This window comes from Acidovorax sp., assembly GCF_022763525.1.
In the GTDB taxonomy this organism is placed as follows: domain Bacteria; phylum Pseudomonadota; class Gammaproteobacteria; order Burkholderiales; family Burkholderiaceae_C; genus Acidovorax.
In genome coordinates this window covers 1-25,373 of record NZ_JALEGG010000090.1, presented here as the reverse complement: position 1 = coordinate 25,373, position 25,373 = coordinate 1, and the positions used below count along the sequence as shown (strand labels likewise).

Genomic DNA, 25,373 nt, shown 5'->3' with positions numbered 1-25,373 from the left:
TCGTGAAAATCAGTCGGCCAGCGCGCGGGTGACAACCTCGCGCACGTCGTTGGAGAGAGTGGGGCGGGCGGCGATGCGGGCGATGGCCTCGCGCGCGGACGTGCGCCAGGGTTCGGCCAGCTTCTTCCAGCGGTCCAGCGCGCGCGCCAGGCGAGCGGCCACCTGCGGGTTGATGGCGTCCAGCTCTGCCACGCGATCGCTCCAGAACACATACCCTGCGGCGTCGGCTCGGTGGAAGGCGCCGGGGTTGCCGCTGCAGTAGCTGAAGATCACGCTGCGTGCGCGGTTGGGATTCTTGAGGCTGAAGTCGGGGTGCTGCAGGAGCTGGCGCACCGCAGGCAGCACATTGCCGCCCCGGTCGGGCGCGCCGGCCTGCAGGGCAAACCATTTGTCGATGACCAGGGGTTCGTCCTTGAACAGCGCGTGGAAGCGGGCGAGGGCGGGGGCGGCTAGTGGGCTGCCGCTGACCACCAGGGCCGAGAGCGCGTTGAAGCGGTCGGTCATGTTGGCGGCGTCCTTGAAACGCTGGTAGGCCTTGCCGGGCCAGACTGCGTCCCCCGCTTTCTGGGCAGCGATGCACAGCATGTGCAGTGCCAGGCCGCTGAGCGCACGGCGGCCAGACGAAATCGGATCGGGGCTGTAGCCGCCCGTGTCCTGGTGTTGTTCCCAGGCCCATTCCCAGTCAGCCTGCAGCGCCAGCGCAAGTTGCTCGCGCATGGCTTCGCGCACGGTGTGGATGCGCTGGGGATCCACCACGTCCAGCTGCTCGGCAATGTAGGTTTCGGAGGGGAGCGTGAGCACCAGTTCCTTGAAGGCTGCGTCCAGCGCCGGGTTGCGCAGCACGGCCCGCATGGCGTCGACAAAGCCGCTGGGCAGGATGTGGTCGTCAAAATGGCTGCCAGCGCTTGTCTGTTGAGCGCTTCCAGCTATCTTATCGATAGCAATCCGAAGAGCGAGACGCTGGCCGGCTTCCCAGCGGTTGAAGGCGTCCGCGTCGTGGGCCAGCAAGGTCAGCAACTGGTCGTCGGTGTAGTCGATGTCCAGCACCACGGGGGCGCTGAAACCCCGCAGCAGCGAGGGCACGGGTTCGGCGTCCAGGTTGGTGAAGGTCAGCGTCTGCGATGCCTCGGTGAGCACGACCACGCGCGAGGTGGGCGCGGCGGCACCGTCCGCAGAGCCTTCGCCCGACAGCTGCAGGGGCAGGGCCGCTCCGGTGGTGGCGTCGATCAGGCCCAGGTCCACCGGGATGACAAAAGGCAGCTTCTCGCTCTGGCCGGGCGTGGAGGCGCAGCTTTGGGTCAGCGTGAGCGCATAGCACCGCGTGGCGGCGTCGTAGCGGCCCGTGGCGCGCACGCGGGGTGTGCCAGCCTGGCTGTACCAGCGCTTGAACTGCTGCAGGTGCTGCGCCAAGGGGCTTGCGGGGTTGGCGTCGGCAATGGCCTGCACGAAGTCGTCACAGGTCACGGCCTGGCCGTCGTGGCGCTCGAAGTACAGCTTCATGCCCTTGGCGAACCCTTCGCGGCCCACCAGGTTGTGCTGCATGCGCACCACCTCGGCACCCTTTTCGTAGATGGTGACGGTGTAGAAGTTGTTGATCTCGACGTAGCTATCCGGCCGCACCGGGTGGGCCATGGGGCCGGCGTCTTCCGGGAACTGGGCGGTGCGCAGCACGCGCACATCCTCGATGCGCTTGACGGCGCGGGCCGAGGGGCTGCCCGCCAGGTCCATGCTGAATTCCTGGTCGCGGAAAACGGTGAGGCCTTCCTTCAGGCTCAGCTGGAACCAGTCGCGGCAGGTCACGCGGTTGCCTGTCCAGTTGTGGAAGTACTCGTGGCCCACCACGCTTTCGATATTGGCGAAGTCAGTGTCTGTGGCAGTGGCTTCGCTGGCCAGCACGTACTTCGTGTTGAAGATGTTCAGGCCCTTGTTTTCCATCGCGCCCATGTTGAAGTCGCTGGTGGCGACGATCATGAAGCGCTCCAGATCAAGCGGTAGGCCAAAGCGGGCCTCGTCCCACGCAATGCTGGCCATCAGCGAGTTCATCGCGTGCTCGGTCTTGCCCAAGTCGCCAGGGCGCACATAGACCTGCAGCAGATGGTCGGTGCCAGCGCGGGTGCGGATCTTCTGTTCGCGCGCCACCAGCTTGCCGGCCACCAGGGCGAAGAGGTAGCACGGCTTCTTGTGCGGATCGACCCATTTGGCGAAATGGCGCCCGTCTTCGAGCTCGCCGCTGTCTACCAGGTTGCCGTTGGAAAGCAGCACGGGGTACTGCGCCTTGTCGGCGCGCAGCAAGACGGTGTAGCTGGCCATCACATCGGGACGGTCCAGGAAGTAGGTGATGCGGCGGAAGCCCTCGGCCTCGCATTGCGTGAAAAACGTGCCCTGGCTCACGTACAGGCCCATGAGCTGCGTGTTCTTGGCGGGGCAGCAGGTGGTGAAGATCTCCAGTGCAAAGGGCTCGGGTCCTTCGGGCAGGTTCTCCAGAACCAGGCGGGAGCCTTCCATCTTGAACGAAGTGCCCTGGCCGTTGACCAGTACGCGCGCCAGGTTCAATTCATCGCCATCGAGCTTGAGCGGCTGCGCGGCCACATCGGGGTTGCGGCGCAGGGACATGCGGTTGAGCACGCGGGTCTTGGCGGGGTCCAGGTCGAAGGTGAGCTCGACACTGTCGATCCAGTAGGCCGGGGCCGTGTAGTCCTCGCGGCGGATGGCGATGGGCTGGCCTGCGCCGTCGGCACTGCCGTCTGCGCTATGCAGTTGCTGCAACATGGATGCTCTCCAGAAAGTCGGTGTTCATGAGTTCGGTGTAGTCGCGCACGGCGGCAAGCACATGCGGCCCGGCCAATTGCTCGGGTGTGTGGGTGCTGCAGATGGCCACGGCGCGCATGCCCGCGCGGCGGGCGGCCTCAATGCCAAAGGGGGCGTCTTCAAAAACGATGCAATGGGCCGGGTCGGCCGCGACACGGCGCGCGGCTTCAAGGAAGATGGCGGGCTGCGGCTTGCCGGGCAGTCCCTCGTCGCCGCGTACGATGGCCAGCGGTGCGGGTGTCAGGGCCAGGTGGCCCAGCGCAAACTCCACGTTGCCGATGTCGCCCGCCGTGCCTACTGCCACCTTCAACCCGCGCGAATGCACCTGCGCTGCAAACTGCCGAAAGCCCGCCACCTCGGCGAAGCGGGGGGCGAACAGCTCACGGTAGATGGTTTCCTTCTCATGCGTGAGCGCGTCGGCCTCGTCCTGCGAAACAGGGCGGCCCAGCAGCTCCACGATGCATTCGGTGCCGTTCTTGCCCGTGGTGCGGGCCATGAGGTCGGGCACGTCGATGTCCATGCCGTGGCGGCGTGCAAACTCGACCCATGCACGCGCGTGCCAAGGCATGGAATCGATCATGGTGCCATCCATGTCGAAGATGATGGCGTCGGTGCGGGCCGTCATCGGTTACACGCCCTGCTTGAGCGAGGCTTCGATGAACACGTCCAGGTCGCCGTCCAGCACCTTTTGCGTGGCCGAGACTTCGACGTTGGTGCGCAGGTCCTTGATGCGGCTGTTGTCCAGCACGTACGAGCGGATCTGGTGGCCCCAGCCCACGTCGGTCTTGGTGTCTTCCAGTTTCTGCTGCTCTTCCTGGCGCTTACGCAGTTCGTAGTCATACAGGCGGCTGCGCAGGCGCTGCCATGCCACGTCGCGGTTGCTGTGCTGGCTGCGGCCGTCCTGGCACTGCACCACGATGCCAGTGGGGATGTGCGTGAGGCGCACGGCCGAGTCGGTCTTGTTGATGTGCTGGCCGCCCGCGCCGGAGGCGCGGAAGGTGTCGGTGCGCACGTCGGCCGGGTTGATGTTGATCTCGATCGAGTCGTCGATCTCAGGGTATACGAACAGCGACGCGAACGAGGTGTGGCGTCCCCCCGAGCTGTCAAACGGGCTCTTGCGCACCAGGCGGTGCACACCGGTTTCGGTGCGCAGCAGGCCGTAGGCGTATTCGCCTTCGATCTTGATGGTGGCGCTCTTGATGCCGGCCACGTCGCCGGGGGTTTCATCCTCAACCGTAGCCTTGAAGCCCTTGCGTTCAGCGTACTTGAGGTACTGGCGCAGCAGCATGCCGGCCCAGTCGCAGGCCTCGGTGCCGCCCGCGCCGGCCTGGATGTCCACGAAGCAATTCAGCGGGTCGGCCTCATTACTGAACATGCGGCGGAATTCCAGCTCTTCGATCAGCGGGCGCAGCTTGGCGGTTTCGGCCTCGATGGTGAGCAGGCCGGCTTCGTCGCCTTCCTCCTTGCTCATCTCGTACAGCTCGGCGTTGTCGGCCAGCTCGCGCGTGAGCTTGTCCAGCGTGACAACCACGCTGGAGAGCGATTTCTGTTCCTTGCCCAGTTCCTGGGCCTTTTTCGGGTCGTTCCAGACCGCCGGGTCTTCCAGCGATGCGTTTACCGTGCGCAGGCGTTCGAATTTGGCATCGAAGTCAAAGATACCTCCGTAACTCTTGCGTGCGCTGAGCCAGGTCTTCGAGGGTCGTGCCAATGAGGTTGATGCGTTCTGCGTCCATGGTGTTCTGTCCTGTGTGTTCTGTGGAGTAACCCACGATTTTCTCATGGGATGCCGATTCGTCCCGGCAATGCCCCCAGCGGGAACCGTTGGTACGCCCGCGCCAGCCCGCGCGGAGCAGAGTGCTATAAATTTGGTAGCTTCTGTCGCTGGATGGACAAGCGCGACGGCCGATTTTTACTAAGTTCTGGGGCTACGCGGCCAAAAACCGCTCGATCAGCTGCGCCAACTGCACGGGCTGGTCATGGTGCAGCATGTGCCCTGCGTCCTGCACTACAGCGATGCGGCAGTCGCGCACGTGGGTCAGCCGCTGGTGGTACTCATCCAGCGCGTACTTGCCCGCCCACCATTGGCCCAAGCTGTCGTCGCTGGCTTCCACCGCCAGCACGGGGGCGGTGATGGCTTCGTACAACGCCAGGGCTTCGTCCACGCGAAACAGCTGGGCGCTGGTGATCTTGTGGGCGGGATCGCCGAGAATCTCCCACTGGCCTTGCGCGTTGGGATGGGCCCAATGCTGTGCAAGCCACTGGGCCTTGTCTTCGGTGAGGCGGCGGTTGGTTTTCATCAGGCGCTGGGCCACGCCGGTCGAATCGCTGTAGGCCTTCAGGGCCATTTCCCCTCGCTCGAGCTTGCGGATCTCGTCAATCCACTGGGCGTAGCGGCGCGGTGCTTGCGAGGGGCGGGTGGCGGGCAGGCCGAAGCCTTCCAGGTTGACCAGCCGCCGGATGCGCTCCGGGCGCACGCCGGCATACATCATGGCCACGTTGCCGCCCATGCTGTGGCCTACCAGGTCCACGGGCGTGCTGCCCGCATAGTGGTCCAGCAACTGGTCCAGGTCGGCCAGGTAGTCTGCAAACTGATAGTGGTCGCAAGGCGCCGACAGGGAGGAGAGGCCGAACCCCCGCCAGTCCGGCGCAATGATTTGCCGGCCTCGCGCAAATGCCTCGTTGAAGGCGTCCACCATGAATTGATAGGAAGCTCCTACATCCATCCACCCGTGGGCCAGCACCAGAGGCGGCGTGCCTGGCGAGCCTTCGCCCCAAAGGCGAACGTGGTAGTTCAGGGTGCGGATACGGACGAATTCGGTGCGGAAGGCGCGCTGCGGTTGGTACATGCGGCAATTATTCAGCAGCCTCGACCGCCCCGTCAGTCAAGGCAGGGACAAAGCCAGGCACTCCGCGGATGGGTGCATAAGGTGCGTTTCACGTCGGCGGCCTGAGGCTGGCTGCACGCTGGCGCTTTGGCGTTGCGCACGGCCTGCCCTCGTCCCCGTAAAGACTTTGGCAATGGGCGCAGAAGTACGCCTTGCGCTTCGTTTGGCCGAAGGTGGCCTTGGTCAGCGGCAGATCGCAGCGCTGGCAGATGGATTGTCGGTGCGCCAGCCAATGCTGCTTGAGCACAAACGCTTTTTTCCATTCGAGAAAATCAAAGCTGTACTGCCGCGCCTCGCGCACCAGCTCGCGCAGCTTGGGCGCGGGCAGGGCGCCAACGGCAGACAGCGGATGCACACGGATGCGGTACAGCACTTCGTTCTTGATGATGTTGCCCACGCCCGCAAACACGTTCTGGTCGAGCAGTGCGTCACAGACCAGAGTGCCCGGCGCTGCCCGCAAGCGCTGAAGCGCGAGCGCGGGGCTCCAGGCATCCGACATCACGTCGGCCTGCCAGTCGTAGACCTGGTCCAGGGGCTCCTCGATGAACTTGACCGAGCATGTATAGACGTTGATCTCATCACCCCCATCGAACTGCAGGCTCAGGCGTGGCACGGCGTCCTTGCGTTCGTTGATGCGGTAGCTGCCAAAAAGAAGGAAGTGGATGCGCAGGCTGAACGTGGGCATCTCCACCAGAAAGTGCTTGCCCCAGGTGCGCAGGGCCACGATGCGCTGGCCCACCAGCCGGTTCTTGTCGATGGAGGTGTTGCCTTCTACCCGCGCGATCGTGCGGCCCGCAAAGGCGGCGGTCTGCTCACGCAGGATGACGAGGGAAGGGCCTTCGGGCATGGGGGCGGGGCTCTGCGCAATGGGGCGAAATCCATTATTCTGCGCAGTCCCTTCCTTGCTTGTAGTCCATCTTCCACCCTATGCAAAAAATCCAGCTCGGCACCAGCGACCTGCACGTTACCCCCATTTGCCTTGGCACCATGACCTTCGGTGAGCAGGTCAATGAAGCCGATTCGCATGCCATCCTCAGCCGTTCGCTGGAGCGCGGCGTGAACTTCATCGACACCGCGGAGATGTACTCGGTGCCAGCGAAAGCCGAGACCTGCGGATCTACCGAGACCATCATCGGCAACTGGTTTGCCAAGAATCCTGGAGCCCGCCAGAAGCTGGTGGTGGCCACCAAGGTGGCAGGCCCATCGCGCGGCATGCCGTGGGTGCGCGAGAACAAGGGCATGTCCGCCGCGGACATCGTTGCCTCTTGCGAAGGCAGCCTGCGCCGTCTGCAGACCGATGTGATCGACCTCTACCAGATCCACTGGCCCGAGCGCCACGTGCCCGCGTTTGGCACGCTGTACTACGACCCCGCCAAGGAGACCTCCGCCACCCCGATTCACGAACAGCTCGAAGCCCTGGCGGGGCTGGTCAAGGCGGGCAAGGTGCGCCACATCGGCCTCTCGAACGAAACTCCTTACGGCGTGCACGAGTTCGTGCGCCTGGCCGAGCAACACGGCCTGCCGCGCGTAGCCACGGTGCAGAACCCCTATTGCCTGATCAACCGCACGTGGGAAAACGGCCTGGATGAAACCTGTCATCGCCTGAACGTGTCGTTGCTGGCGTATTCGCCCCTCGGTTTCGGCCTGCTTACCGGCAAGTACGATGAGAGCGGAATCACCGGCCCGTCAGCGCCCAAGGGCGCTCGCATCGCGAGTTACGAATCGGTGCGCAAGCAGCGCTGGGGTCGCCCCGAGGCGCTGGCCGCATCGCGCCGCTACAACCAGCTGGCCCGCGACAACGGCATGACACCCACCCAGATGGCGCTGGCGTTCTGCTACACCAAGTGGCAGGTGGCCAGCACCATCATCGGCGTGACCTCGCTGGCACAGCTCGACGAAGACTTGGCCGCCTGGGGCACGACACTCACGCCCGAGGTGTTGCAGGCCATCGACGCGATTCGCTGGGAGCTGCGCGACCCCGCGCTGTAACCAGGCCCACCGCCACTTGCTGCTGTGAGCAGTGGTAGTGCCCGGCACGCTTGAGCGCAGCACGTTGCGTGCCCTATCGCAATTTCGCGCAAGGGGAAAGTGTTCAGTCGTCACAAGAGGTAATCCCTGCGGGTATTGCGGGAAGTCTGGTCACACCGCGGTTCTCGCGTTAGCCTGACGGGAACGTTGTTCCAAGGGTTTGCTGGCCTGGGCCCCCCTACCGATTGCTGCCCGGCCCAGGCACGCAGCCCGTTGCAAGCTGGCCACGTGCCTGACCGCCATGCCCGAACACCCTCTTGATAACTCTTCCATCGCGCTGGTCGATGCCTGCACCCAAGCATCCCTGGCACTGCTGGAAAACAACCTCACACCGCACGGCATCCTGGCTGCCAAGCCCACCAAGGCTGCCATTGCGCGGCGCTACACGCGCATCTTTGGCCGCGATGCCGCCATCTGCGTGATGGCAATGTGCGGTAGCGGCGTGCGTTCGCTGGAAGAAGGCGCTGTGGCCAGCCTTGACGCATTGGCTGCGCAGCAGGCTGCGAATGGACAGATCCCGAAGTACGTGGACCCCGAGGGGCAGGATGCGGATTTCTGGTACCTCGGCTGCATTGATGCCACGCTGTGGTGGCTGATCGCGGTGGACCATGTGCGCCGGCACGGCACTGTGGCCCCCGAGCACTGGGCGGATTCCATCGCCCGTGCCATCCATTGGCTGTTGGCCCAGGAACACCAGCACTTTCGCCTGCTGCAGCAGAACGAGGCCAGCGATTGGGCGGACATCATGCCGCGCTCGGGCTACGTGCTCTACACCAACGCACTGTGGTTTGAGGTGAAACGGCGCTTCGCGCTGCCGCAGGCGGAAGACACCTGCAATCACTTCAACCACCTGTTCAACCCCTTTCAGCGGGATCTGCACGAGTACCACCGGGCGCGGCTGCTGCAGCACTATGCCCGCCGTGGCCGCCGCGACCTTGACCTGTACCTGAGCTTCGTGAATCTCGCCGTGGTGGGTGATGAGGGTGATGTGTTCGGGAACCTTCTGGCCATCCAGTGCGGCCTGGCGGACAGGCCCCTGGCCCACCGCATCGTCAAGGCCATCGGCGCCGCGCACGCGCACGACCCGTATCCCGTGCGTGTGGTGCTGCATCCTCTTTCCGAGGCGCACGGGCTGTGGCGTGCCTACATGGGACGACACCGGCAGAACCTGGTGCACCAGTATCACAACGGCGGCATCTGGCCCTTTGTGGGTGGATTCTGGGTGATGGCCCTGGCCAAGCTGGGCCTGCGTACGGTGGCATGGAGCGAGCTGGTGAAGCTCGCGCAGGTGAACGCCCTGGACGAGTGGCGCTTTACCGAGTGGTTTCACGGCCGCAACCTTGCACCCATGGGGATGGCTGGCCAGAGCTGGAACGCCGCCACCTTTCTATTGGCGCGGCGGGCGCTGCAGGGGGACAAAGCCGCGTGGTAAGGCACGCGCCGCGTCTCCGCGCTTACCTTGGACCGCCCCCCGTACGCCTCAACGCGGGACTCATCAGCGAGGCAGACAGCCCGCAAAGCCCCTCGGGCTCGGTCCGGAGATGTCCGCCAGCGCCAGCGAAGTGATGGCGTCGCGCTGACCCGGGATCTTGGTCAGCTTCTGTCCGTTTTGCCAATGCCACTGCTGGCCATCAAAGCGGTAGATGAAGGTGTGCGTGCGGTTGGACAGCAAGTGTGCTGGCGTCAGCGGCACGGCTCGGGCCGCTGCCTCCGTAGTGGCCGTGGCCTGGGCCTCGTTGTCCTTGATGACGATCTTGGCGACGTAAGGGGTGACGGCCGATTCGGTACGGGTCACCTCGGATTGCACTTGCGCCGGGCTGTAGCCGGTCTTGATCCATTCGCCGCCAGAACCTGGCCGCAGATAGGGTTCGCGTGCTGCAATGAATTGCGTACACGACACCACGAGGGCATCGAACGCCTTCTGCGCCGGCCCGCCGGGCGCCTGCTGGCTGCAGCCCAGCAGAGGCAGGAGGCAGATGGCGGCCCACCAGGTCCGAGGTATCGAGAGCAGGGGCATCGGCGGGTGAGGCTTGAGTAGTGAGTGGATGTCGCGGTCGGCCACGATCTGGACCGGGCCCAGGTAGTCATTGTGCGGGGCAGTGCCACACGGCAGGCTTGATGGATGTCAAGTTTTGACTGGATCAACGCTGCAAGGGGCACTGGATGCCTGCCACCACGTGGGCAGCAGCGGGCGCAGCTCGGCGCTGGCAAAGCGCTCATCCATCAAATGCACCACGCCTTCATCAGTGGGCGTGCGTATCACGCGGCCGGCGGCCTGCACCACCTTCTGCAGACCGGGGTAGAGATACGTGTAGGTGTAGCCCGCGCCAAACAGGGCTTGCATGCGTTGGCGGATCTCTTCGTTGACCGGGTTGATCTGCGGCAGGCCCAGGGTGGCCACAAAGGCCCCGATCAGCCGCTGGCCGGGCAGGTCGATCCCCTCGGCAAATGCACCGCCCAGCACCGCAAAGGTCACGCCCTGGCTTGTTTCGGTAAAGCGGTCCAAAAACGCGCGCTGCTCGTCCTCGCGCATGCGGCGCGACTGGCACCAGTGCGGCACGTCGGGGTGCTGCTGGGAAAACAGTTCGGCCACCTGCTGCAGGTACTCGTAGCTGCTGAAAAACGCAAGATAGTTGCCGGGCCGGGCGCGAAACTGCCGGGCGATCAGCGCCCCAATGGGGGCCAGGGACGCTCGGCGGTCGGCGTAGCGTGTGGAGATGTGGTGCGCCACCCGCACCTGAAGCTGTTTGGCTTCGAAGGGCGATTCGGCGTCCAGCCAAACATGATCTTGCGGCAGGCCCAGAAGGTCCGCGTAGTAGTGCGCGGGCTGCAGCGTGGCGGAGAACAAGGTGCCGGTGTGCGCAGCGGCCAGCCGGGGCTGCAGGAACGGGGCGGGCACCACGTTGCGGATGCAGACCACCGAATCGCCGGCCTTGCTGGCCTTGGCGCCTCCGCGCGCCGAGGGCTGGTCCGGCCGGGTGATGTCCACCATCGAATGCGCGTCCAGCAGGTCGGCCATGCGCTGCAGGTGCAGCGCGTCGAAATAGAACGCCTGCAGCGCGGCATCGGGCTCCGTGGGGTGGTCGGTGAAGTGTTCGGTGAGCGTGGTGGTGCACTGCTGCAGCGCGGCCATCAGCTTGTCGGGGAATTCGCTCAGCACCGTATATGGCGCGGTTTGCGCCTTGTCCAGCGCCACCCAGACGCGGCGCACCTTGTCCAGCGCCTTCTTCACCGGCGCATGCTGCGCGGCGGTGGCGCTGCTGCGGGCCTGGGCCAAGGCGGCGGGCTGCAGCTCGGCGGTGAACATCTTGCGGCCGCGTTCCACCAGGTTGTGCGCCTCGTCCACCAGCAGCGCCGTGCGCCACTGGTTGGCCTGGGCCAAGCCATGCAGGAGCCCGCCCAGGTCAAAGTAATAGTTGTAGTCGCCCACCACCACGTCGGCCCAGCGGGCCAGCTCCTGGCTCAGGTAGTAGGGGCAGACATCGTGCTGCAGCGCTACCTCACGCACGCGGGCTTGTTGCAGGGCGGGGGCGGGGTGGCCAGCGCCGGTGGAGGCCAAGGCTGCGGCGCGGGCGGCGGGCAGGCGGTCGTAAAAGCCCCGGGCCAGCGGGCAGGATTCGCCGTGGCAGGCTTTATCGGGGTGTTCACACGCCTTGTCACGCGCCACCAACTCCAGCACGCGCAGGGGCAGCGCCGGTGCGCTGTCTGACAGGCGCGCCAGCGCATCCAGCGCCATCTGCCGCCCCGAGGTTTTGGCGGCCAGAAAGAACACCTTGTCGATGCGCTGCGTGGGCGCTGCCTTGAGCAGCGGAAACAGCGTGCCCATGGTCTTGCCAATGCCCGTGGGCGCCTGGGCCAGCAGGCAGCGGCCCGCCACCGCGGCCTTGTACACGGCCTCGGCCAGTGGGCGCTGGCCGGTACGAAAGCCGCCGAATGGAAACGCCAACGTGGCCAATGCCGCATCGCGGGCGGCTCGGTGGGCCAGCTGTTGTTCGGCCCAGGCAATGAAGCGCTGGCACTGGGTCTCGAAGTGCTGGCGTAGGTCAGCCGCGCTGCAGCGTTCGGTGAGCACCGTCTCTTGCTGCGTGCCCACGTCCAGATACACCAGGGCCACGTCGATGTGCGCCAGCTGCTCCTGCTCGCACAGCAGCCAGCCATACACCTTGGCCTGCGCCCAGTGCAGGTGACGGTGCGATGCCGGCTGGCGGTCCAGCTGGCCCTTGAACGTCTTGACCTCATCGATGCGCCGCTGGGCGGGGTCGTAGCCATCGGCCCGGCCGCGCACGAGCAGGCTCTGGTAGCTGCCGTTCAGCGCCACCTCGGTGCGGTAGCCCGCGCCGCGGCGCGATGCAGCCACGGCGTGGCCCGCTATGCCTTCCAGCGCGGTGGGCGCGGGTGTGAAGCGCAGGTCCAGGTCGCCCTGCTTGGCGGTGAACTCGCACAGCTCGCGCACTGCCACGGTGTAGGTCATGGCGCGGCGTCGGGGCTGCCAGCGGCAGCGGCGGGGGGCTCGCCCAGGTGGGCCTGGGCCAGCTCGTCCTCGCTGCGCAGCGGCGGTGCCTTGCACAGCGCCATCCACACCGAAAAGGGCAGCGTGCAGCGGTTGTGCCGCGCAGGGCGCAACAACTCGAAGCGGCCATCCTCCACGCTGCCATGCAGCACCCAGATGCCGAAGTGCTCGGGGATTTCATCAGGCTCGGCAATGCCTGCCGGGAAGACGTAGTAACACTCCTCGCACAGCCACTGATAGGCCTGCCGCTTGGCGTCGTGCCGCAGGTCCGACAGCAGGTCGGCCCGGCTCGCCTTCACCTCGTGCACCATGGGCTGCAGGTAGGCGGGCACCGAGGTATTGCGCACCGAGAACAGATCGGGCCGGGCCATGCGCCACACATTGGCAGCGGCGCGGGCAGCAGGGGCGTGGTCATCTTCGGCCCACAGCGGCGCCATGGCGGGCGCGGTGTTGGTGGGTGTATCGGCCGTGGCCGCAGGCGGCACCACATCCCCCATCGGCACGGTGTCGATCACCGCGCGCAGTGACAGTTCGGTCCACACGATGCGCCCCGAAGCCAGCAACTGCGCCGCAAACTTTTGCCCAAGCCGGTCGTGCAGGCTCAGCGCCCGCACGCCGCGCTGTCGGGCCTGCGCCAACGTGCGGATGCCTTCGTCGGTGAGGCGTAGGGTTTCGCAACCATCGGGTGCTGTGTGCAAACTGATCAGGCCCGCAGCCAGCAGGTCAATCTCCAACCCATCCTTGCACGGCCACCCCGCCGAGCGCCAGATCTGCATCAGGCGGGTGCGGTGAAAGCGGCTGAGCTGGGCAGGTGTAGAGGCCAACGTCTCGGATGCGGGCGCCGTCATATGAGCGAGGGCGGGGTGGTAAGAATACTGATTTTAATCACAGTATGAAATGGCCGCGCACCACCCAGTGCTCCCCTCACGGGCTTGTGTTTGCTGAAGGTTGGACAAGAAGTCCGTAGTGCTCAGGTCTGCGGTGTCGTGCAAAGTCAAACATGGTTCGCTTCAAGTTAGCTGCCATGTCCAGATCGCAGTCGAACGAGGCCACCTCGTCCTCTTCCGTGAGCGTCTTCGCCACGATTTCGCCAGTCGGCGCCACGATCAGAGAATGGCCAAACATCCTGAAGCCATCTTCCCGCCCACACTTGGCCGTTTCCACCAGCCAGGTGGCATTCTGGTAGGCCATCGCCTGCGCCATGATGAGGTGGTGATGCACCCGCAGCGGCTCCGGCTCGGCGTAGTGCAGGTTCTCGGCGGGCGTGTTGTAGCCCAGCGTGACCAGCTCGGCTCCCTTCAGAGCGAGCACCCTGAAAGCTTCAGGCCAGCGGCGATCATTGCAGATCAACATGCCCACGGCTGCGTTCATGTATTGCCAGACTCGAAATCCAAGGTCACCGACTTCGAAGTACTTCTTTTCCAGGTGTTGAAACGGCGCATCGGGTTTGTATTCGGCGTGGCCCGGCAAATGGATCTTGCGGTATTTGCCGGCAATTCGGCCATCGGGGCTGACAAGAATGGAGGTGTTAAAGCGCCGAATCTCGCCATTTGCGTCTACGACCTTTTCGGCGTATCCGATCGAGAACCCGACCGACAGCCTGCGCGCCTCGTCAAACAGCGGCATGGTTTCTGCGGATGGCATTGCCTCCTCGAAGTACAGGCGATCAACTTCGTCCTGGGCGTCCAGCCACCAGCGCGGAAAGAAGGTGGTAAAGGCCAGCTCAGGAAAAACCACGAACCTGGCTCCCACCGCATGGGCTTCGCGCAGTAGTTCGACCAGTCTGCGCGTGGCGTCGCTACGCGTGTCGCTACGCTGGATGGGGCCGAGTTGCGCCGCTGCGATCTTCAGTTTTCGTGTCATGCGCAATCCCTTGCGGGCTCGCCCAGCAGGTGAGCGACACGCATTGCACTGCCTGCAGCCAGGGTGAATCCCAATCCGCCATGGCCAAGGTTCAGCACTGCGTTGGGTACACGCGATCGACGCACGATGGGCACTGAATCCGGCGTTGCGGGCCGCAGGCCTGCCCAGGGAGCCGTGTCTTCCCGCAAGCAGAGGCCGGGATAGATCGTCTCCACTGCGTCCAGCATTTGGTCCACCCGCTCCGATGGGACATCGCGGCTGTAGCCGACCACTTCCGCCATCGCTGCAACGCGCAATCTGCCGCCGAGTGGAGCGAGCACCATCTTTCGGGAAAGGTCGGTCACACTGACGGTGGGAGGCGGGCTATCGGGACGCATTGCCAGTGTGACGCTGTAGCCCTTGATGGGGTAGATGGGGAGTCGCTCGCCAAGGGAGGCCGCCAACCCGCGGCCGCCAACCCCTGCGCAAAGGACAAACGCGTCCGCTTCCACCTCGCCTGCCGCAGTGACTGCGGCGCGTGCCCGTCCATGGCGCTGAACTATCCTGCGCACCTCCGAGCCGTATACAAAGCGGGCTCCGCGGGCTCTGGCGGCGCCCTCCAGAGCCTGGCAATACAGGTGAGAGTCCCCCACGCATTCGGTCGGCGTCCATACACCGCCGGCGAAGCGGGACGCATAGTGCCGTAGCGCGGGTTCTCTGGCCACGCACTCGTCGCGGTTAAGCAATTCCTGCCGCACGCCGGCATGTGCTTGGGCGGCCACCTGCGCCGCCTGGCTGGCGAGAACGCGCGCGTCTGGGCACAAAACAAGCTTGCCATTGCGGGCGAAATTGAACGCAAGCTCGCCCTCATTCATCCAACTTTCAAGCGCAGCCCGGCTCTCCTGCGCCAGCGCAAGCAGCGCGTTTGTACCGGCCAATGTTCGCTTGCGCCGACATGCCCATAGGAACCTTGCACCCCACAGCCACTGTCGGGTGTCCGCCTGCAAACGAAAGCGCACGGGGCTGCTTGCGCCAAACAGGTACCGTGGCAAGCTGAAAAACGTTGATGGGCTCGCGAAAGGTTCCACATAGCTGTAGCTCAGTTGGCCACCGTTGGCGAAGCTGGTTTCCGTGCCGGCCGCAGAAGCGGCATCCACCACCGTCACCTCGTGTCCCGCCTTCTGCAGGGTATAGGCCGTTGCGCAGCCAATCACGCCAGCCCCGATGACGCAGACTTTCATACCGTTTCCCTTCGAGCCGCGGCCTTATGGCGCGCACAAGCCAGCCAAGCCGCAGCCAGGTCCGCGAGGCCGATCCCCACCGACTTGAATACCACGATGTCTGACGATGACTCCCGCCAGTTGGCGCGTCCTGTCAACAGTTCGGGAAGATCCACGAGGCGGTCAGGCGACAGGGCACCACACTTCAGTCCCAGCACTACCTCGCCGGCTTCTGAAATGCTCTGTGGTTTCCATTCGACGACGACCCGTGCTGCGCGACACAGTGTGGTTTCATCCAGCTCGCTGCCATTGGGCAAGCTGGTCCCCATGGCGATCACCGTCGTGCCGGGAGCCAGCCGCTTTCCGTTGAACACCGGAGTTTTTGACCGGGTGGCCGTGATGACGAGGCCCGAGCGCTCAACGCTATCGACGCTGGCGATCTTCAAGCGACATTTGAAGGCTGGCTGCATGGATGCAAGCAGTTGCGCGTCCACCGCGGGGTCCACAATGTGAAGCTCCTGCATGGGTAGGGCGCCATCGAGAGCGGCACCGATGCTTCGGCCAATGGTCCCGAAGCCGAATATGCACGCGATCTCGGGCACGCCCTGGCAGGCCGCCCGTGCGGCCAAGCGCGCCATCGCGGCGGTGCGGAACCGGGTGATCTCAGTGCCCGGCAGCACTGCGACGAGTTCGTTGCGATGCAAGTCGAAGAGGTTCAATGCGAAAGCAAAACGGCCCTCGATGGTCGGGTAGCATTTCACGGCCGCAATTTGGTGCCGAAGCCAGATGGCGCCCATGGCGCTGAGCTTGACTGGTCCGCAGTCCACGCGACTGCGGACCATGGCCTGGGCCTGCGATCGGCCGAGGTCGCCAAAGGCGGAAACCAAAGCATCTTCAGTTCCTTCATAGTCCAGCAGGTTGCTCACCTGCGCGTCGTTCAGAATGTTCACGGTGTTGTTGTCATCTAAGGGGTGAGTCGGCGTCCTGCGTGGCTTTCCAGGACTTGCCCGTTCTGCATGGCCAGCTTGCCGTTCACGAAAACGGCATGGATGCCTGCGGGCGGGGCTTGCGGGTTCTCGTAGCGCGCCCGGTCTTCCACTGCCTCTGGATCGAACAGCACCAGATCGGCGACATGGCCAACAGCCACCGTCCCCCGCTGGGCCAGACCGAAGCGCTGGGCCGGCAAGCCCGTCATCTTTCGGACGGCTTCCTCCAGTGTCAGTAGCCGGCGTTCGCGAACGTAGTGCGACAGCACGCGCGGAAAGGTTCCCCACAGCCGAGGGTGGGGGCGAGCATCGTGCGGCAAACCGTCGGAGCCCACCATCGTGAGAGGGTGCGCCAATACCCGGTCCACGTCTTCGGTCGACATGCCAAAGTAGATCGCCCCGCCAGGCAGAAGGCGTGTCGCAGCTTCCTCGAGTCCCACATTCCAATCCCGCGCGATCGACTCCAGCGTCCGGCCTGCACATTCGGGATGCGGCTTCGACCAGCTGATCAGTACATGGCCTGTAGCGGCGGCCTTGGCGGGCGACAGCATCGTGGACGACGCTTCGTAGGGGTAGCAGTCCAGGCAGACCGCTTGCGTGCGAGCGGCGATGTCGACCGCGCGAAGCGTGTGGCGCGTGCGACCGAAGTTCTTGCTTCCCACAACCTTGTGATGCGACAGAACAAGCCGCACGCCAGCCATGGCTCCCACATCGAGAGCCTCCTTCAGCGCTGCGTCGATCTGGTCGCCTTCGTCCCGGATGTGCATCGCCACAATGCCGTTGCGTTCACCCACAGGCCCGCACACCGCCAGCAGTTCATCCGTGCCTGCCGCTCGCGAGGGCGGGTAGAAAACGCCAGTGGAGAGGCCAAAGGCCCCGTCATCCATCGCGTGCGCTACCCCACGGCGCATGCACTCGGTTTCTTCTGCGGTTGCAGGCACGCGCCAGTCAGCAAGGTGGGCTACCCGCAACGTGTTGTGGCCCACCAGCGGCACCACGTTCAGGGCCGGGCGCGCATTGTCGAGCGCGTCCAGATAAGCGCGAAAGCTGGGGAAGCGATAGCTGTCCGGGCCCAGCAGGTCCAGCGGTGCGGGCGGATGTTGCGTCACCAGCGGAGCCAAGCTGATGCCGCAGTTTCCGGTCACGACCGTCGTCACGCCTTGCATCAACTTGGGGTGTGGAATGCGCCGCTCAAGCACCAATGCGTCGTCGTGCGAGTGCGTGTCGATGAACCCGGGGCACAGGATCTTGCCGCTGGCGTCCATCTCCCTGGGCGCAGTTAGCTGACCAGGTGGTGCAACTGCCACGACGGTATCGCCTTGCAGCAGTACGTCGGAGCGCACGCGCGGAGCACCAGTGCCGTCCACCACCTCGGCGCCACGGATCAGCAGGGGAGAACTAGGGTCACCCATTAGTCGACCCTCGCACCAGAGCGCTTGATCACATCCCCCCACTGCGTGCTTTCAAGCTTTGCCATCGTCATGATGAGGTTGGACGTGGACGCCATGGTCTCAAAAGCCAGGTCCTTGTATTTCTCCCGGATCGCTGGGATGGAGAGGATCCTGTTGATTTCCGCATTCAGCCGCGCGGTGATGTCTTTGGGCAGGTTTTTGGGCCCGACGATGCCGCCCCACGCCGTGGTTTCGTATCCCTTCACCCCCGCCTCCTGAATGGTCGGCAGGCTAGGAAAGTAGGGAGAGCGGCGCGCGCCGCTCACACCAAGAGCGCGCACACGCTGCGACCGTATATGCGGGCCACAGGACGAAAGGTTGTCAAACATGACGTCGATGGTCCCGGCCATCAGATCGTTCAGGGCGTTCGGACTGCCCCGGTAGGGCACGTGCGTCATGAATGTCCCGGTCAGTGACTTGAACAGCTCGCCGCCCAGATGTCCCGTCGTTCCGTTGCCCGCCGACCCCATGGATAGCTTGCCTGGGTTTTGCCTTGCATACGCCACGAGTTCCTGGACTGTCTTCACCGGCAGAGTGTTTCGCACCATCAGCGCGTTCTGCACGGTTCCGATCAGAGCGACCCCGGTGAGTTCGTCCGGGTCATACGGGAGCTTCGCATACAAGTGTCGGTTGATCGCGAGCGTCACCACGTTGCCGTAGCCCAGCGTGTAACCATCGCCTTGCGCTCTGAATACCTCCTGCATACCAATGTTGCCGCCTGCGCCGGGTTTGTTGTCGATCACGATTGATTGACCGATGGCGGGGCCGAGTTCGGCGGCCAGAACGCGACAGATGAGATCAGGCGTGCCGCCTGCGGCGGAAGGAACCACCAGCTTGATGGGCCGCGATGGCCAGGCGTCCGCACGGCCCAGGGCAGGCGCCGCGATGGCGGCAGCCCCGACCGCCAGTCGCTCAAGCGCCCGACGACGGGGAAAGTTGGTTGTATTGAAAGTATTCATGGAAGATTGCTCCTCATTGCGGGTGAAGCAACTTTATTGCCTTGAATAACTCAGTCACAATCGAATTGTTTTAGATATCGCATCAATTTTCCGCATATGACTTCTCTTCCGTCTTTGATGTCCCTGAGGTGCTTCGAAGCCAGCGCACGGCTGGCAAGCTTCACGCGCGCAGCCCAGGAGGTGCATCTTTCTCAGGGTGCAGTGAGCCATCAGGTGATCGGCTTGGAAGAAATGCTTGGGATTCGGCTGTTCACGCGGCGACGGGCGGGGCTGGAACTCACCGCAGTCGGTCGCGGCTATCTAGACCAAGTCGCCATGGCGCTGAGACAGATTGAGCGCGCGACCCAGGAAGTTTTGACAAACAAGGGACGAGGAGGAACCTTGAACCTTTCGGTCGCTTCGAGTTTTGCCTCTTACTGGCTCATGCCGCGTCTCGCTTCGTTCGTGTCCGCGCATCCTGAGGTCACGTTGAATCTTTCCACCAAGATCGGCCCAGTGGACTTTCGAGCTTCCCCGCACGACGCGTCCATCGAGTTCTGCTCTGGAGCATCGGGGGACATCATTGCGGACAGAGTGTTGGATTTGAAGTTGCAGCCCTATGCAGCTCCATCCGTGGCGCGCCGTTACATGAAGGCAAGGGCTCGACAGCTCGCGCCGGACGCACTGCTAAGCCTGCTGGGGAACGAGCCTCTGATCCGGCACACTACGGTGCAGGAGGCGTGGCCGGGCTGGATGGCGACCGCGTTCCCCAATGCTGAGTTGGACCCGCGCCAAATGCATGGCGGCCCGGTCTACGACCTTTTGTCGATGGCATTGAATGGAGCGATCGCTGGAATTGGCGTGGCCTTGCTTCCGCAGTATGTGGCGCATGGGGCCGTTGGTTCGGGGCAACTTGTTCAGCTTTCGCGTTTGAGCTGGACAGCGGCTAACGCCTACTATCTGCGCCAGCCCTCATGGAAAGGTGATTTCGCTCCGCTGCAGAAGTTTCGCGATTGGCTGCTTCGGTCGGGCAGCGGGCAGGAGAAGGACGGCGTGGGCTGATCTCCAAAAGACCAGAGGGGTCCGGTGTGTCGATTGAAAAGCGCCCAGCGGCATAGCCGCACCCATCGCGAGGACAACGGACACGGCTTGCAAACTCACGATCAAAATCACGATAGGCGTCGTGCTCCTTCTGAAAGAGTGCAAACAGAGGTTTCGATTCGCCGTGTTGACTGTGGGTTTGAAGCGGCCGCAGTGTCAAAAATAGAACCGGCAGAGAATCCTCAGCAGCTGCCTGGCGGCTTCACCACTCCGCAAAACTCCCGTCCCGATGTCGCCACACGGGGTTCCTCCACCGGTGTCCCTCCTGCGCCCGCTCGCGCACATAGTCTTCGTTCACCTCAATGCCTAGCCCCGGCCCGGTGGGGATGGCCACCATGCCGTCCTGGTACGCAAACACCTCGGGGTTGGACATATAGTCCATCAAGTCATTGGCCTGGTTGTAGTGGATGCCCAGGCTCTGTTCCTGGATGAAGGCGTTGTAGCAAACGGCGTCCAGCTGCAGGTTGGCCGCCAAGGCAATGGGCCCCAGCGGGCAGTGCAGGGCCAGGGCCACGTCGTAGGCCTCGGCCATGCTGGCGATCTTGCGGGTTTCGGTGATGCCGCCTGCGTGTGAGGGGTCGGGCTGGATGATGTCGGCGTAGCCTTCGTGCAGCACGCGCTTGAAGTCCCAGCGGGAGTACAGCCGCTCGCCCAGGGCGATGGGGGTGGACGAGATGCGGGCGATTTCCTTCAGCGCCTCTTCGTGTTCGCTCAGCACGGGCTCTTCGATGAACATGAGCTTGTAGGGCTCCAGCTCCTTGACCAGCACCTTGGCCATGGGCCGGTGCACGCGGCCGTGAAAGTCCACGCCAATCCCCACGTTCGGCCCCACGGCCTCGCGTACGGCGGCCACGTTCTGCAGGCAGCGTTCCACCTTGTCGTAGCTGTCCACGTACTGCACTTCTTCGGTGCCGTTCATCTTCACGGCCGTGAAGCCGCGTGCCACGGCGGCCTGGGCAGCGGCCGCCGTCTCGCTGGGGCGGTCTCCGCCGATCCAGCTGTAGACCTTGATGTGGCTGCGGACATTGCCCCCCAGCAGCTCGGACACGGGCACGCCCAACGCCTTGCCCTTGATGTCCCACAGGGCCTGGTCGATCCCGGCCAGTGCGCTCATGTGCACGCCGCCGCCCCGGTAAAAGCCGCCCCGGTACAGCACGGTCCAGTGGTCTTCGATGTGGCGCGGGTCTTTGCCAACGAGGTAGTCGGCCAGTTCATCGACCGCAGCCGCCACGGTGTGGGCGCGGCCCTCCAGCACGGGCTCACCCCAGCCGGTGATGCCTTCGTCGGTTTCGATTTTGAGGAAGCACCAGCGCGGCGGGACGATGAACGTAGTGAGTCGGGTGATCTTCATGGGGGCTGGGCAGTCGGTTCAGAAATGCTGGGTTGTCTGGAGCGAGTAGGGGGCAGTTCAGGCAGTGGCGGGCGCGGTTCCAAACGACGCCTGCCACGCCCGCGCAAACGCCGCGGCTTTGTGTGCCACCTCGGGGGCCTGGTCACCGGGCCGGTACAGGGCCGAGCCCAGGCCAAAGCCGCTGGCGCCCGCTGCCGCATAAGGGGCAATGCTCTCGGGCACGATGCCGCCCACGGGCACCAGTGCCATGGGCGGCGTGATGACGGCGCGCCAGGCCTTGAGCACATGGGGCGGCAGCGCCTCGGCAGGGAACAGCTTGAGCATGTTGGCGCCCGCTGCCAGCGCGGCATAGGCCTCGGTCAGCGTGGCCACGCCGGGCGCGCAGGCCATGCCGGCGGCGCGGGCCGCGCGGATCACGTCGGGGTCGCTGTGGGGCATGACGATGATCTGCCCACCGGCTGCGGCCACATCGGCCACGGCATCGATGGAGAGCACCGTGCCTGCACCCACGAGGCAGTCGGCGGGCAGTGCATCGCGCAGCGCGCGGATGCTGGCCAGCGGCTCGGGGGAGTTGAGCGGCACTTCGATGATGCGAAACCCTGCGTCGTACAACGCATGGCCGATGGCCACCACCTCGTGCGGCTGCACGCCGCGCAGGATGGCGATGAGCCCGCAGCGCTGCAGGATGTGGAACAGGGCTTTGTCGATGGGGTTCATGCGGCCAGACTCCCGGCGGTGAAGGGGTGTGAGGAGGAGGGGGCTGGCGCAACGACCAGCCCTGCCGCCAGCGCGATCTGCCACAGCCCGATGGCCGTGGCTTGCGTGGCGATGGTGGGGGCGGCAAAGCCGTAGGTCTGCAGCGCGATGGCGTAGCGGCGGCACAGGTCGGGCTCGCCGCAGAGCACCAGCGTTGGTGGTGTTGTTGGGGTTTGACCCTGCACGCGGCTCAGACTGGCCACCTCGTACCCGATTAGCAGGCCCGAGAGGTAGTCCGCTTGCGCGGTAGGCGCCAGCGCGCCGGTCAGCCCCAGCGTGCGGGTGCTGAAGATGTGCGAGAGCAGTCCCAGCGCGGCATCGCTGCCCCGCGCCACCTCCAGCCCGCGCGCAAAGGCATCGTCGTCGGGTGCCGCTGCGGCCTGCATGGTCTTGCCCAGAATCGTGTGGCCGCGCAGTGCGGCAAACACCTCGCCGGTCATGAAGGTGTGGAACTGTTCGATGCGACCCCGGCGTGCCAGCACCCATTTGCTGTGGGTGCCGGGCAGGCCGATGAGCACGGGCGCATCCGCAGGCAGCGCAAGGCCCGCCAGCACGCCCAGCACCTGGGTTTCTTCGCCGCGCATCACGTTGGGCAGCGCGCCTTGCTGCAACAGGCCCGGCACGATGTGCAGCGGCGGACCGTCGCGCCGCTCCACCAGCGTCAGGCCCCGCGCCAGTGCATCGAGCGAGGTGGGCGTCGGCAGGTACTTGGCCTCGCGCCAGCCCTGGGCGCTGCCCACCATGCCGCAGGCCAGCAGAGGCAGGCCGGGTGTGGCGGCCAGCCAGTCGCCGCAGGTGTCTTGCAGTGCGCGTTCAAAGGCCGCGCCAGGTTCGGGATCCGCAGTGCCGTTGATCGCAGGGGGCAAGTTCATAATGCCCCAGGGACGGTGCCGGGTTTCCAGCACGTGGCCGCGGGTATCCATGCGGAAGGCGCGCAGCGCGCTCGTGCCCCAGTCCAGGGCGACCAGGCTGGTGCCTGAGAGGTCGGCGGTGTCGGCCATAGCCTGCTTATCTGGCCCAGCGCAGCACCAGCGGGTCCAGCCGCCGCGCGATATCGATCAGGCCGCGCCGCACCTCGGGGTGCATGGGGGGGAAGGGGTGGCGGCCTGCCTCGCACGCGATCACGCCGCCTTCCTTCATCAGCGCTTTGGCCGTGAGGATGCCGCCCTGGCGGTTTTCGTGGTTGATGAGGGGCAACCAGCGCTGGTAGAGCGCAAACGCCTGGTCCATGTCGCCCTGGCGGTGCGCCTCGATGATGGGGCGGATACCGTCGGGGAACGCGCCGCCTGTCATCGCGCCGGTGGCGCCGGCATCCAGGTCGGCCAGCAGGGTGACGGCTTCTTCGCCATCCCACGGGCCTTCAATCGCGTCGCCGCCCAGGCGGATCAGCTCGCGCAGCTTGCTGGCGGCGCCGGGCACTTCGATCTTGAAGTAGGCCAGGTTCTCGATCTCCTGCGCCATGCGCGCGAGGAACGGTGCCGACAGCACGGTGCCACTGGCGGGCGCGTCCTGCACCATGATCGGAATGCGGATCGCGTCGGACACACGGGCATAGAACTCGTAGATCTGCGCCTCGGGCACGCGGAAGGTGGCGCCGTGGTAGGGCGGCATGATCATCACCATGGCCGCGCCCATGGCCTGCGCGGCGCGGCTGCGCTCGGCACACACGCGCGTGCCATAGTGGGTGGTGGTGACGATGACGGGCACACGGCCTGCCACATGCTCCAGCGATGTGCGGGTGAGAACCTCGCGCTCCGCATCCGACAGCGAGAACTGCTCGGAGAAGTTAGCCAGGATGCAGACGCCATCCACGCCCGCATCGATCATGAAGTCGAGGCAGCGCTTCTGGCTGTCGAGGTCGAGCGTGCCGTCTTCGTGGAAGGTGGTGGGCACCACGGGGAAGATGCCTCGGTAGCGAGGGTTCTGGAGGGAGTGAGTGGCTGGCATGGCGGGTTTCAGAAAATACTGAAGAGAAATATGGCTCTAGCGCTTATCTGTAAAGCGCTGACAGCTATCGAACTTGTAGCATGCTTCTGTGGCAGGCGCGAAGCGCCTCAGGGGGGTGTTCCACATCAATGTGAATGGCGAGGCACCGCAGCTCCCCGGCAACCCACCAGGAAGTCGAAGTCGCAGCCGTCGTCCGCCTGCAGCACATGGTCCACATACAGCCGCCGGTAGCCGCCGCGCCCGCCCTGATCGGTGTTGTCCAGCGCCGCCAGGCGCGCGGCCAGTTCCTCGTCGCTGATGTCCAGGTGCAACCGGCCGTTCTCGCAATCCAGCTCGATGTAGTCGCCGTCGCGCACGGTGGCCAGCGGGCCGCCGGCAGCCGCCTCGGGTGCCACGTGCAGCACCACGGTACCGTAGGCCGTGCCACTCATGCGAGCATCGGAGATGCGCACCATGTCCTTCACGCCCTGGCGCAGCAGCTTGGGCGGCAGGCCCATGTTGCCCACCTCGGCCATGCCGGGGTAGCCCTTGGGGCCGCAGTTCTTGAGCACCATCACGCAGCTGGCGTCGATGTCCAGGTTTTCATCGACGATGCGCTCCTTGTAGTGCTCCAGGTTCTCGAACACCACGGCGCGGCCCCGGTGCTTGAGCAGTTCCGGCGACGCGGCCGAGGGCTTGAGCACGGCGCCCCGCGGTGCCAGGTTGCCGCGCAGGATGCAGATGCCACCGTCGGCAATCAGCGGGTTGCTGATCGGGCGGATCACCTCGTCGTTGTATTGCGGGGCTTCGCGCACGTTGTCCCACAGGCTCTTGCCGTTGACGGTGAGGGCGTTGGGGTGGGGCAGCAGGCCGTTCTCGCCCAGGCGGCGCAGCACGGCGGGCAGGCCGCCCGCGTAGTAGAACTCTTCCATCAGGAAGCGGCCCGAGGGCTGCAGGTCCACCAGCGTGGGTGTGCCGCGCCCGATGCGCGTCCAGTCCTCCAGGTCCAACTGCACGCCGATGCGGCCTGCGATGGCCTTGAGGTGGATGACCGCGTTGGTCGAGCCGCCGATGGCGGCGTTGGTGCGGATGGCGTTCTCGAACGCCTCGCGGGTCAGGATCTTGGAGAGCGTGAGCCCTTCGTGTGCCATCTCCACAATGCGCTTGCCCGACATGTGGGCCAGCACATACCGGCGCGAGTCCACTGCCGGGATGGCTGCGTTGTGCGGCAGTGATGTGCCCAGCGACTCGGCCATGCAGGCCATGGTGCTGGCCGTGCCCATGGTGTTGCAGGTGCCGGCGGAGCGTGACATGCCGGCCTCGGCCGCGAAGAACTGGTGCTCGTTGATCTCGCCGGCTTTCAACGATTCGTGCAGGCGCCATACGGCGGTGCCCGAACCGATGTCCTTGCCGTCGAGCTTGCCGTTGAGCATGGGGCCGCCCGTGACCACGATGGCCGGCACATCGCAGCTGGCCGCGCCCATCAGCAGCGCGGGCGTGGTCTTGTCGCAGCCCACCAGCAGCACGACCGCGTCGATGGGGTTGCCGCGAATGGCCTCTTCCACGTCCAT

Annotated in this window: 21 protein-coding genes; 3 read left to right on the top strand and 18 right to left on the bottom strand. The window is 65.0% G+C overall.

The window, feature by feature from the left end:
- Nucleotides 1-9: 9 nt before the first annotated feature.
- The 5 genes from pepN to MRY84_RS07195 all read right to left on the bottom strand — a co-directional run bounded on the left by pepN (nucleotide 10) and on the right by MRY84_RS07195 (nucleotide 6,540).
- Nucleotides 10-2,769, bottom strand: a complete 2,760-nt coding sequence (gene pepN, locus MRY84_RS07215) for an aminopeptidase N (RefSeq protein WP_291505063.1) — start codon at nucleotides 2,767-2,769, stop codon at nucleotides 10-12.
- Nucleotides 2,750-3,433, bottom strand: coding sequence for an HAD family phosphatase (locus MRY84_RS07210; protein ID WP_291505062.1), 684 nt, complete (start codon nucleotides 3,431-3,433; stop codon nucleotides 2,750-2,752). Before MRY84_RS07210 ends, pepN begins: the two co-directional genes overlap by 20 nt.
- Nucleotides 3,434-3,436: 3 nt before the next feature.
- Nucleotides 3,437-4,541 (bottom strand): peptide chain release factor 2 gene (gene prfB / locus MRY84_RS07205; RefSeq protein WP_291505061.1). Its coding sequence is split into 2 segments (ribosomal slippage): nucleotides 3,437-4,459 and nucleotides 4,461-4,541, totalling 1,104 coding nucleotides; the frame shifts between segments, so codons are not numbered across the junction.
- A gap of 192 nt (nucleotides 4,542-4,733) precedes the next feature.
- Complete coding sequence (locus tag MRY84_RS07200) at nucleotides 4,734-5,654, bottom strand: alpha/beta hydrolase (protein WP_291505060.1); 921 nt, start codon at nucleotides 5,652-5,654, stop codon at nucleotides 4,734-4,736.
- Between the two features lie 88 nt (nucleotides 5,655-5,742).
- The gene (locus MRY84_RS07195) at nucleotides 5,743-6,540 is read right to left on the bottom strand and encodes a DNA-formamidopyrimidine glycosylase family protein (RefSeq protein ID WP_291505059.1); all 798 of its coding nucleotides are present in this window, start codon (nucleotides 6,538-6,540) and stop codon (nucleotides 5,743-5,745) included.
- Nucleotides 6,541-6,620: 80 nt separating this feature from the next.
- Between MRY84_RS07195 and MRY84_RS07190 the strand changes: the two genes are divergently transcribed.
- Together MRY84_RS07190 and MRY84_RS07185 are read left to right on the top strand one after the other, a co-directional pair.
- Nucleotides 6,621-7,682, top strand: a complete 1,062-nt coding sequence (locus MRY84_RS07190) for an aldo/keto reductase (protein WP_291505058.1) — start codon at nucleotides 6,621-6,623, stop codon at nucleotides 7,680-7,682.
- Nucleotides 7,683-7,962: 280 nt separating this feature from the next.
- Nucleotides 7,963-9,153: a glycoside hydrolase 100 family protein gene (locus MRY84_RS07185; protein WP_291505057.1), complete on the top strand. Its 1,191-nt coding sequence runs from the start codon at nucleotides 7,963-7,965 to the stop codon at nucleotides 9,151-9,153.
- A gap of 63 nt (nucleotides 9,154-9,216) precedes the next feature.
- On the opposite strand, the gene MRY84_RS07180 is transcribed toward MRY84_RS07185, so the two are convergent.
- The 8 genes from MRY84_RS07180 to MRY84_RS07145 form a co-directional block, all read right to left on the bottom strand.
- Entirely contained in the window at nucleotides 9,217-9,738 is a 522-nt protein-coding gene (locus MRY84_RS07180; protein WP_291505056.1) for a hypothetical protein, read from the bottom strand.
- A gap of 108 nt (nucleotides 9,739-9,846) precedes the next feature.
- Entirely contained in the window at nucleotides 9,847-12,192 is a 2,346-nt protein-coding gene (locus MRY84_RS07175; RefSeq protein WP_291505055.1) for an ATP-dependent DNA helicase, read from the bottom strand.
- Nucleotides 12,189-13,079, bottom strand: a complete 891-nt coding sequence (locus MRY84_RS07170) for a hypothetical protein (protein WP_291505054.1) — start codon at nucleotides 13,077-13,079, stop codon at nucleotides 12,189-12,191. The genes MRY84_RS07175 and MRY84_RS07170 overlap by 4 nt, the downstream gene beginning before the upstream one ends.
- 76 nt (nucleotides 13,080-13,155) lie before the next feature.
- Nucleotides 13,156-14,094 (bottom strand): N-carbamoyl-D-amino-acid hydrolase, encoded by a 939-nt coding sequence (locus MRY84_RS07165; protein ID WP_291505053.1) that lies wholly within the window; start codon nucleotides 14,092-14,094, stop codon nucleotides 13,156-13,158.
- Nucleotides 14,091-15,314, bottom strand: a complete 1,224-nt coding sequence (locus MRY84_RS07160) for a D-amino acid dehydrogenase (RefSeq protein ID WP_291505052.1) — start codon at nucleotides 15,312-15,314, stop codon at nucleotides 14,091-14,093. Before MRY84_RS07160 ends, MRY84_RS07165 begins: the two co-directional genes overlap by 4 nt.
- Nucleotides 15,311-16,243 (bottom strand): ornithine cyclodeaminase family protein, encoded by a 933-nt coding sequence (locus MRY84_RS07155; RefSeq protein ID WP_291505051.1) that lies wholly within the window; start codon nucleotides 16,241-16,243, stop codon nucleotides 15,311-15,313. The genes MRY84_RS07160 and MRY84_RS07155 overlap by 4 nt, the downstream gene beginning before the upstream one ends.
- Before the next feature lie 14 nt (nucleotides 16,244-16,257).
- On the bottom strand, nucleotides 16,258-17,691 hold the full coding sequence (locus tag MRY84_RS07150) for a D-aminoacylase (protein WP_291505050.1): 1,434 nt from the start codon (nucleotides 17,689-17,691) through the stop codon (nucleotides 16,258-16,260).
- On the bottom strand, nucleotides 17,691-18,689 hold the full coding sequence (locus MRY84_RS07145; RefSeq protein WP_291505049.1) for a tripartite tricarboxylate transporter substrate binding protein: 999 nt from the start codon (nucleotides 18,687-18,689) through the stop codon (nucleotides 17,691-17,693). The genes MRY84_RS07150 and MRY84_RS07145 overlap by 1 nt, the downstream gene beginning before the upstream one ends.
- A gap of 96 nt (nucleotides 18,690-18,785) precedes the next feature.
- Between MRY84_RS07145 and MRY84_RS07140 the strand changes: the two genes are divergently transcribed.
- Complete coding sequence (locus MRY84_RS07140; RefSeq protein WP_291505048.1) at nucleotides 18,786-19,730, top strand: LysR family transcriptional regulator; 945 nt, start codon at nucleotides 18,786-18,788, stop codon at nucleotides 19,728-19,730.
- A gap of 241 nt (nucleotides 19,731-19,971) precedes the next feature.
- Here MRY84_RS07140 and dgoD read toward each other — a convergent pair whose 3' ends face one another.
- The 5 genes from dgoD to MRY84_RS07115 form a co-directional block, all read right to left on the bottom strand.
- Nucleotides 19,972-21,120, bottom strand: a complete 1,149-nt coding sequence (dgoD, locus tag MRY84_RS07135) for a galactonate dehydratase (RefSeq protein ID WP_291505047.1) — start codon at nucleotides 21,118-21,120, stop codon at nucleotides 19,972-19,974.
- A 57-nt stretch (nucleotides 21,121-21,177) separates the two neighbouring features.
- Nucleotides 21,178-21,837 (bottom strand): 2-dehydro-3-deoxy-6-phosphogalactonate aldolase, encoded by a 660-nt coding sequence (locus MRY84_RS07130; RefSeq protein ID WP_116749616.1) that lies wholly within the window; start codon nucleotides 21,835-21,837, stop codon nucleotides 21,178-21,180.
- A complete protein-coding gene (locus MRY84_RS07125; RefSeq protein ID WP_291505046.1) occupies nucleotides 21,834-22,877 on the bottom strand; it encodes a 2-dehydro-3-deoxygalactonokinase in 1,044 nt (347 codons plus the stop codon). Before MRY84_RS07125 ends, MRY84_RS07130 begins: the two co-directional genes overlap by 4 nt.
- 7 nt (nucleotides 22,878-22,884) lie before the next feature.
- The gene (locus MRY84_RS07120) at nucleotides 22,885-23,823 is read right to left on the bottom strand and encodes a dihydrodipicolinate synthase family protein (RefSeq protein WP_291505045.1); all 939 of its coding nucleotides are present in this window, start codon (nucleotides 23,821-23,823) and stop codon (nucleotides 22,885-22,887) included.
- Nucleotides 23,824-23,948: 125 nt separating this feature from the next.
- On the bottom strand, nucleotides 23,949-25,373 hold a 1,425-nt coding region (locus MRY84_RS07115), incomplete at its 5' end, for an IlvD/Edd family dehydratase (protein WP_291505044.1).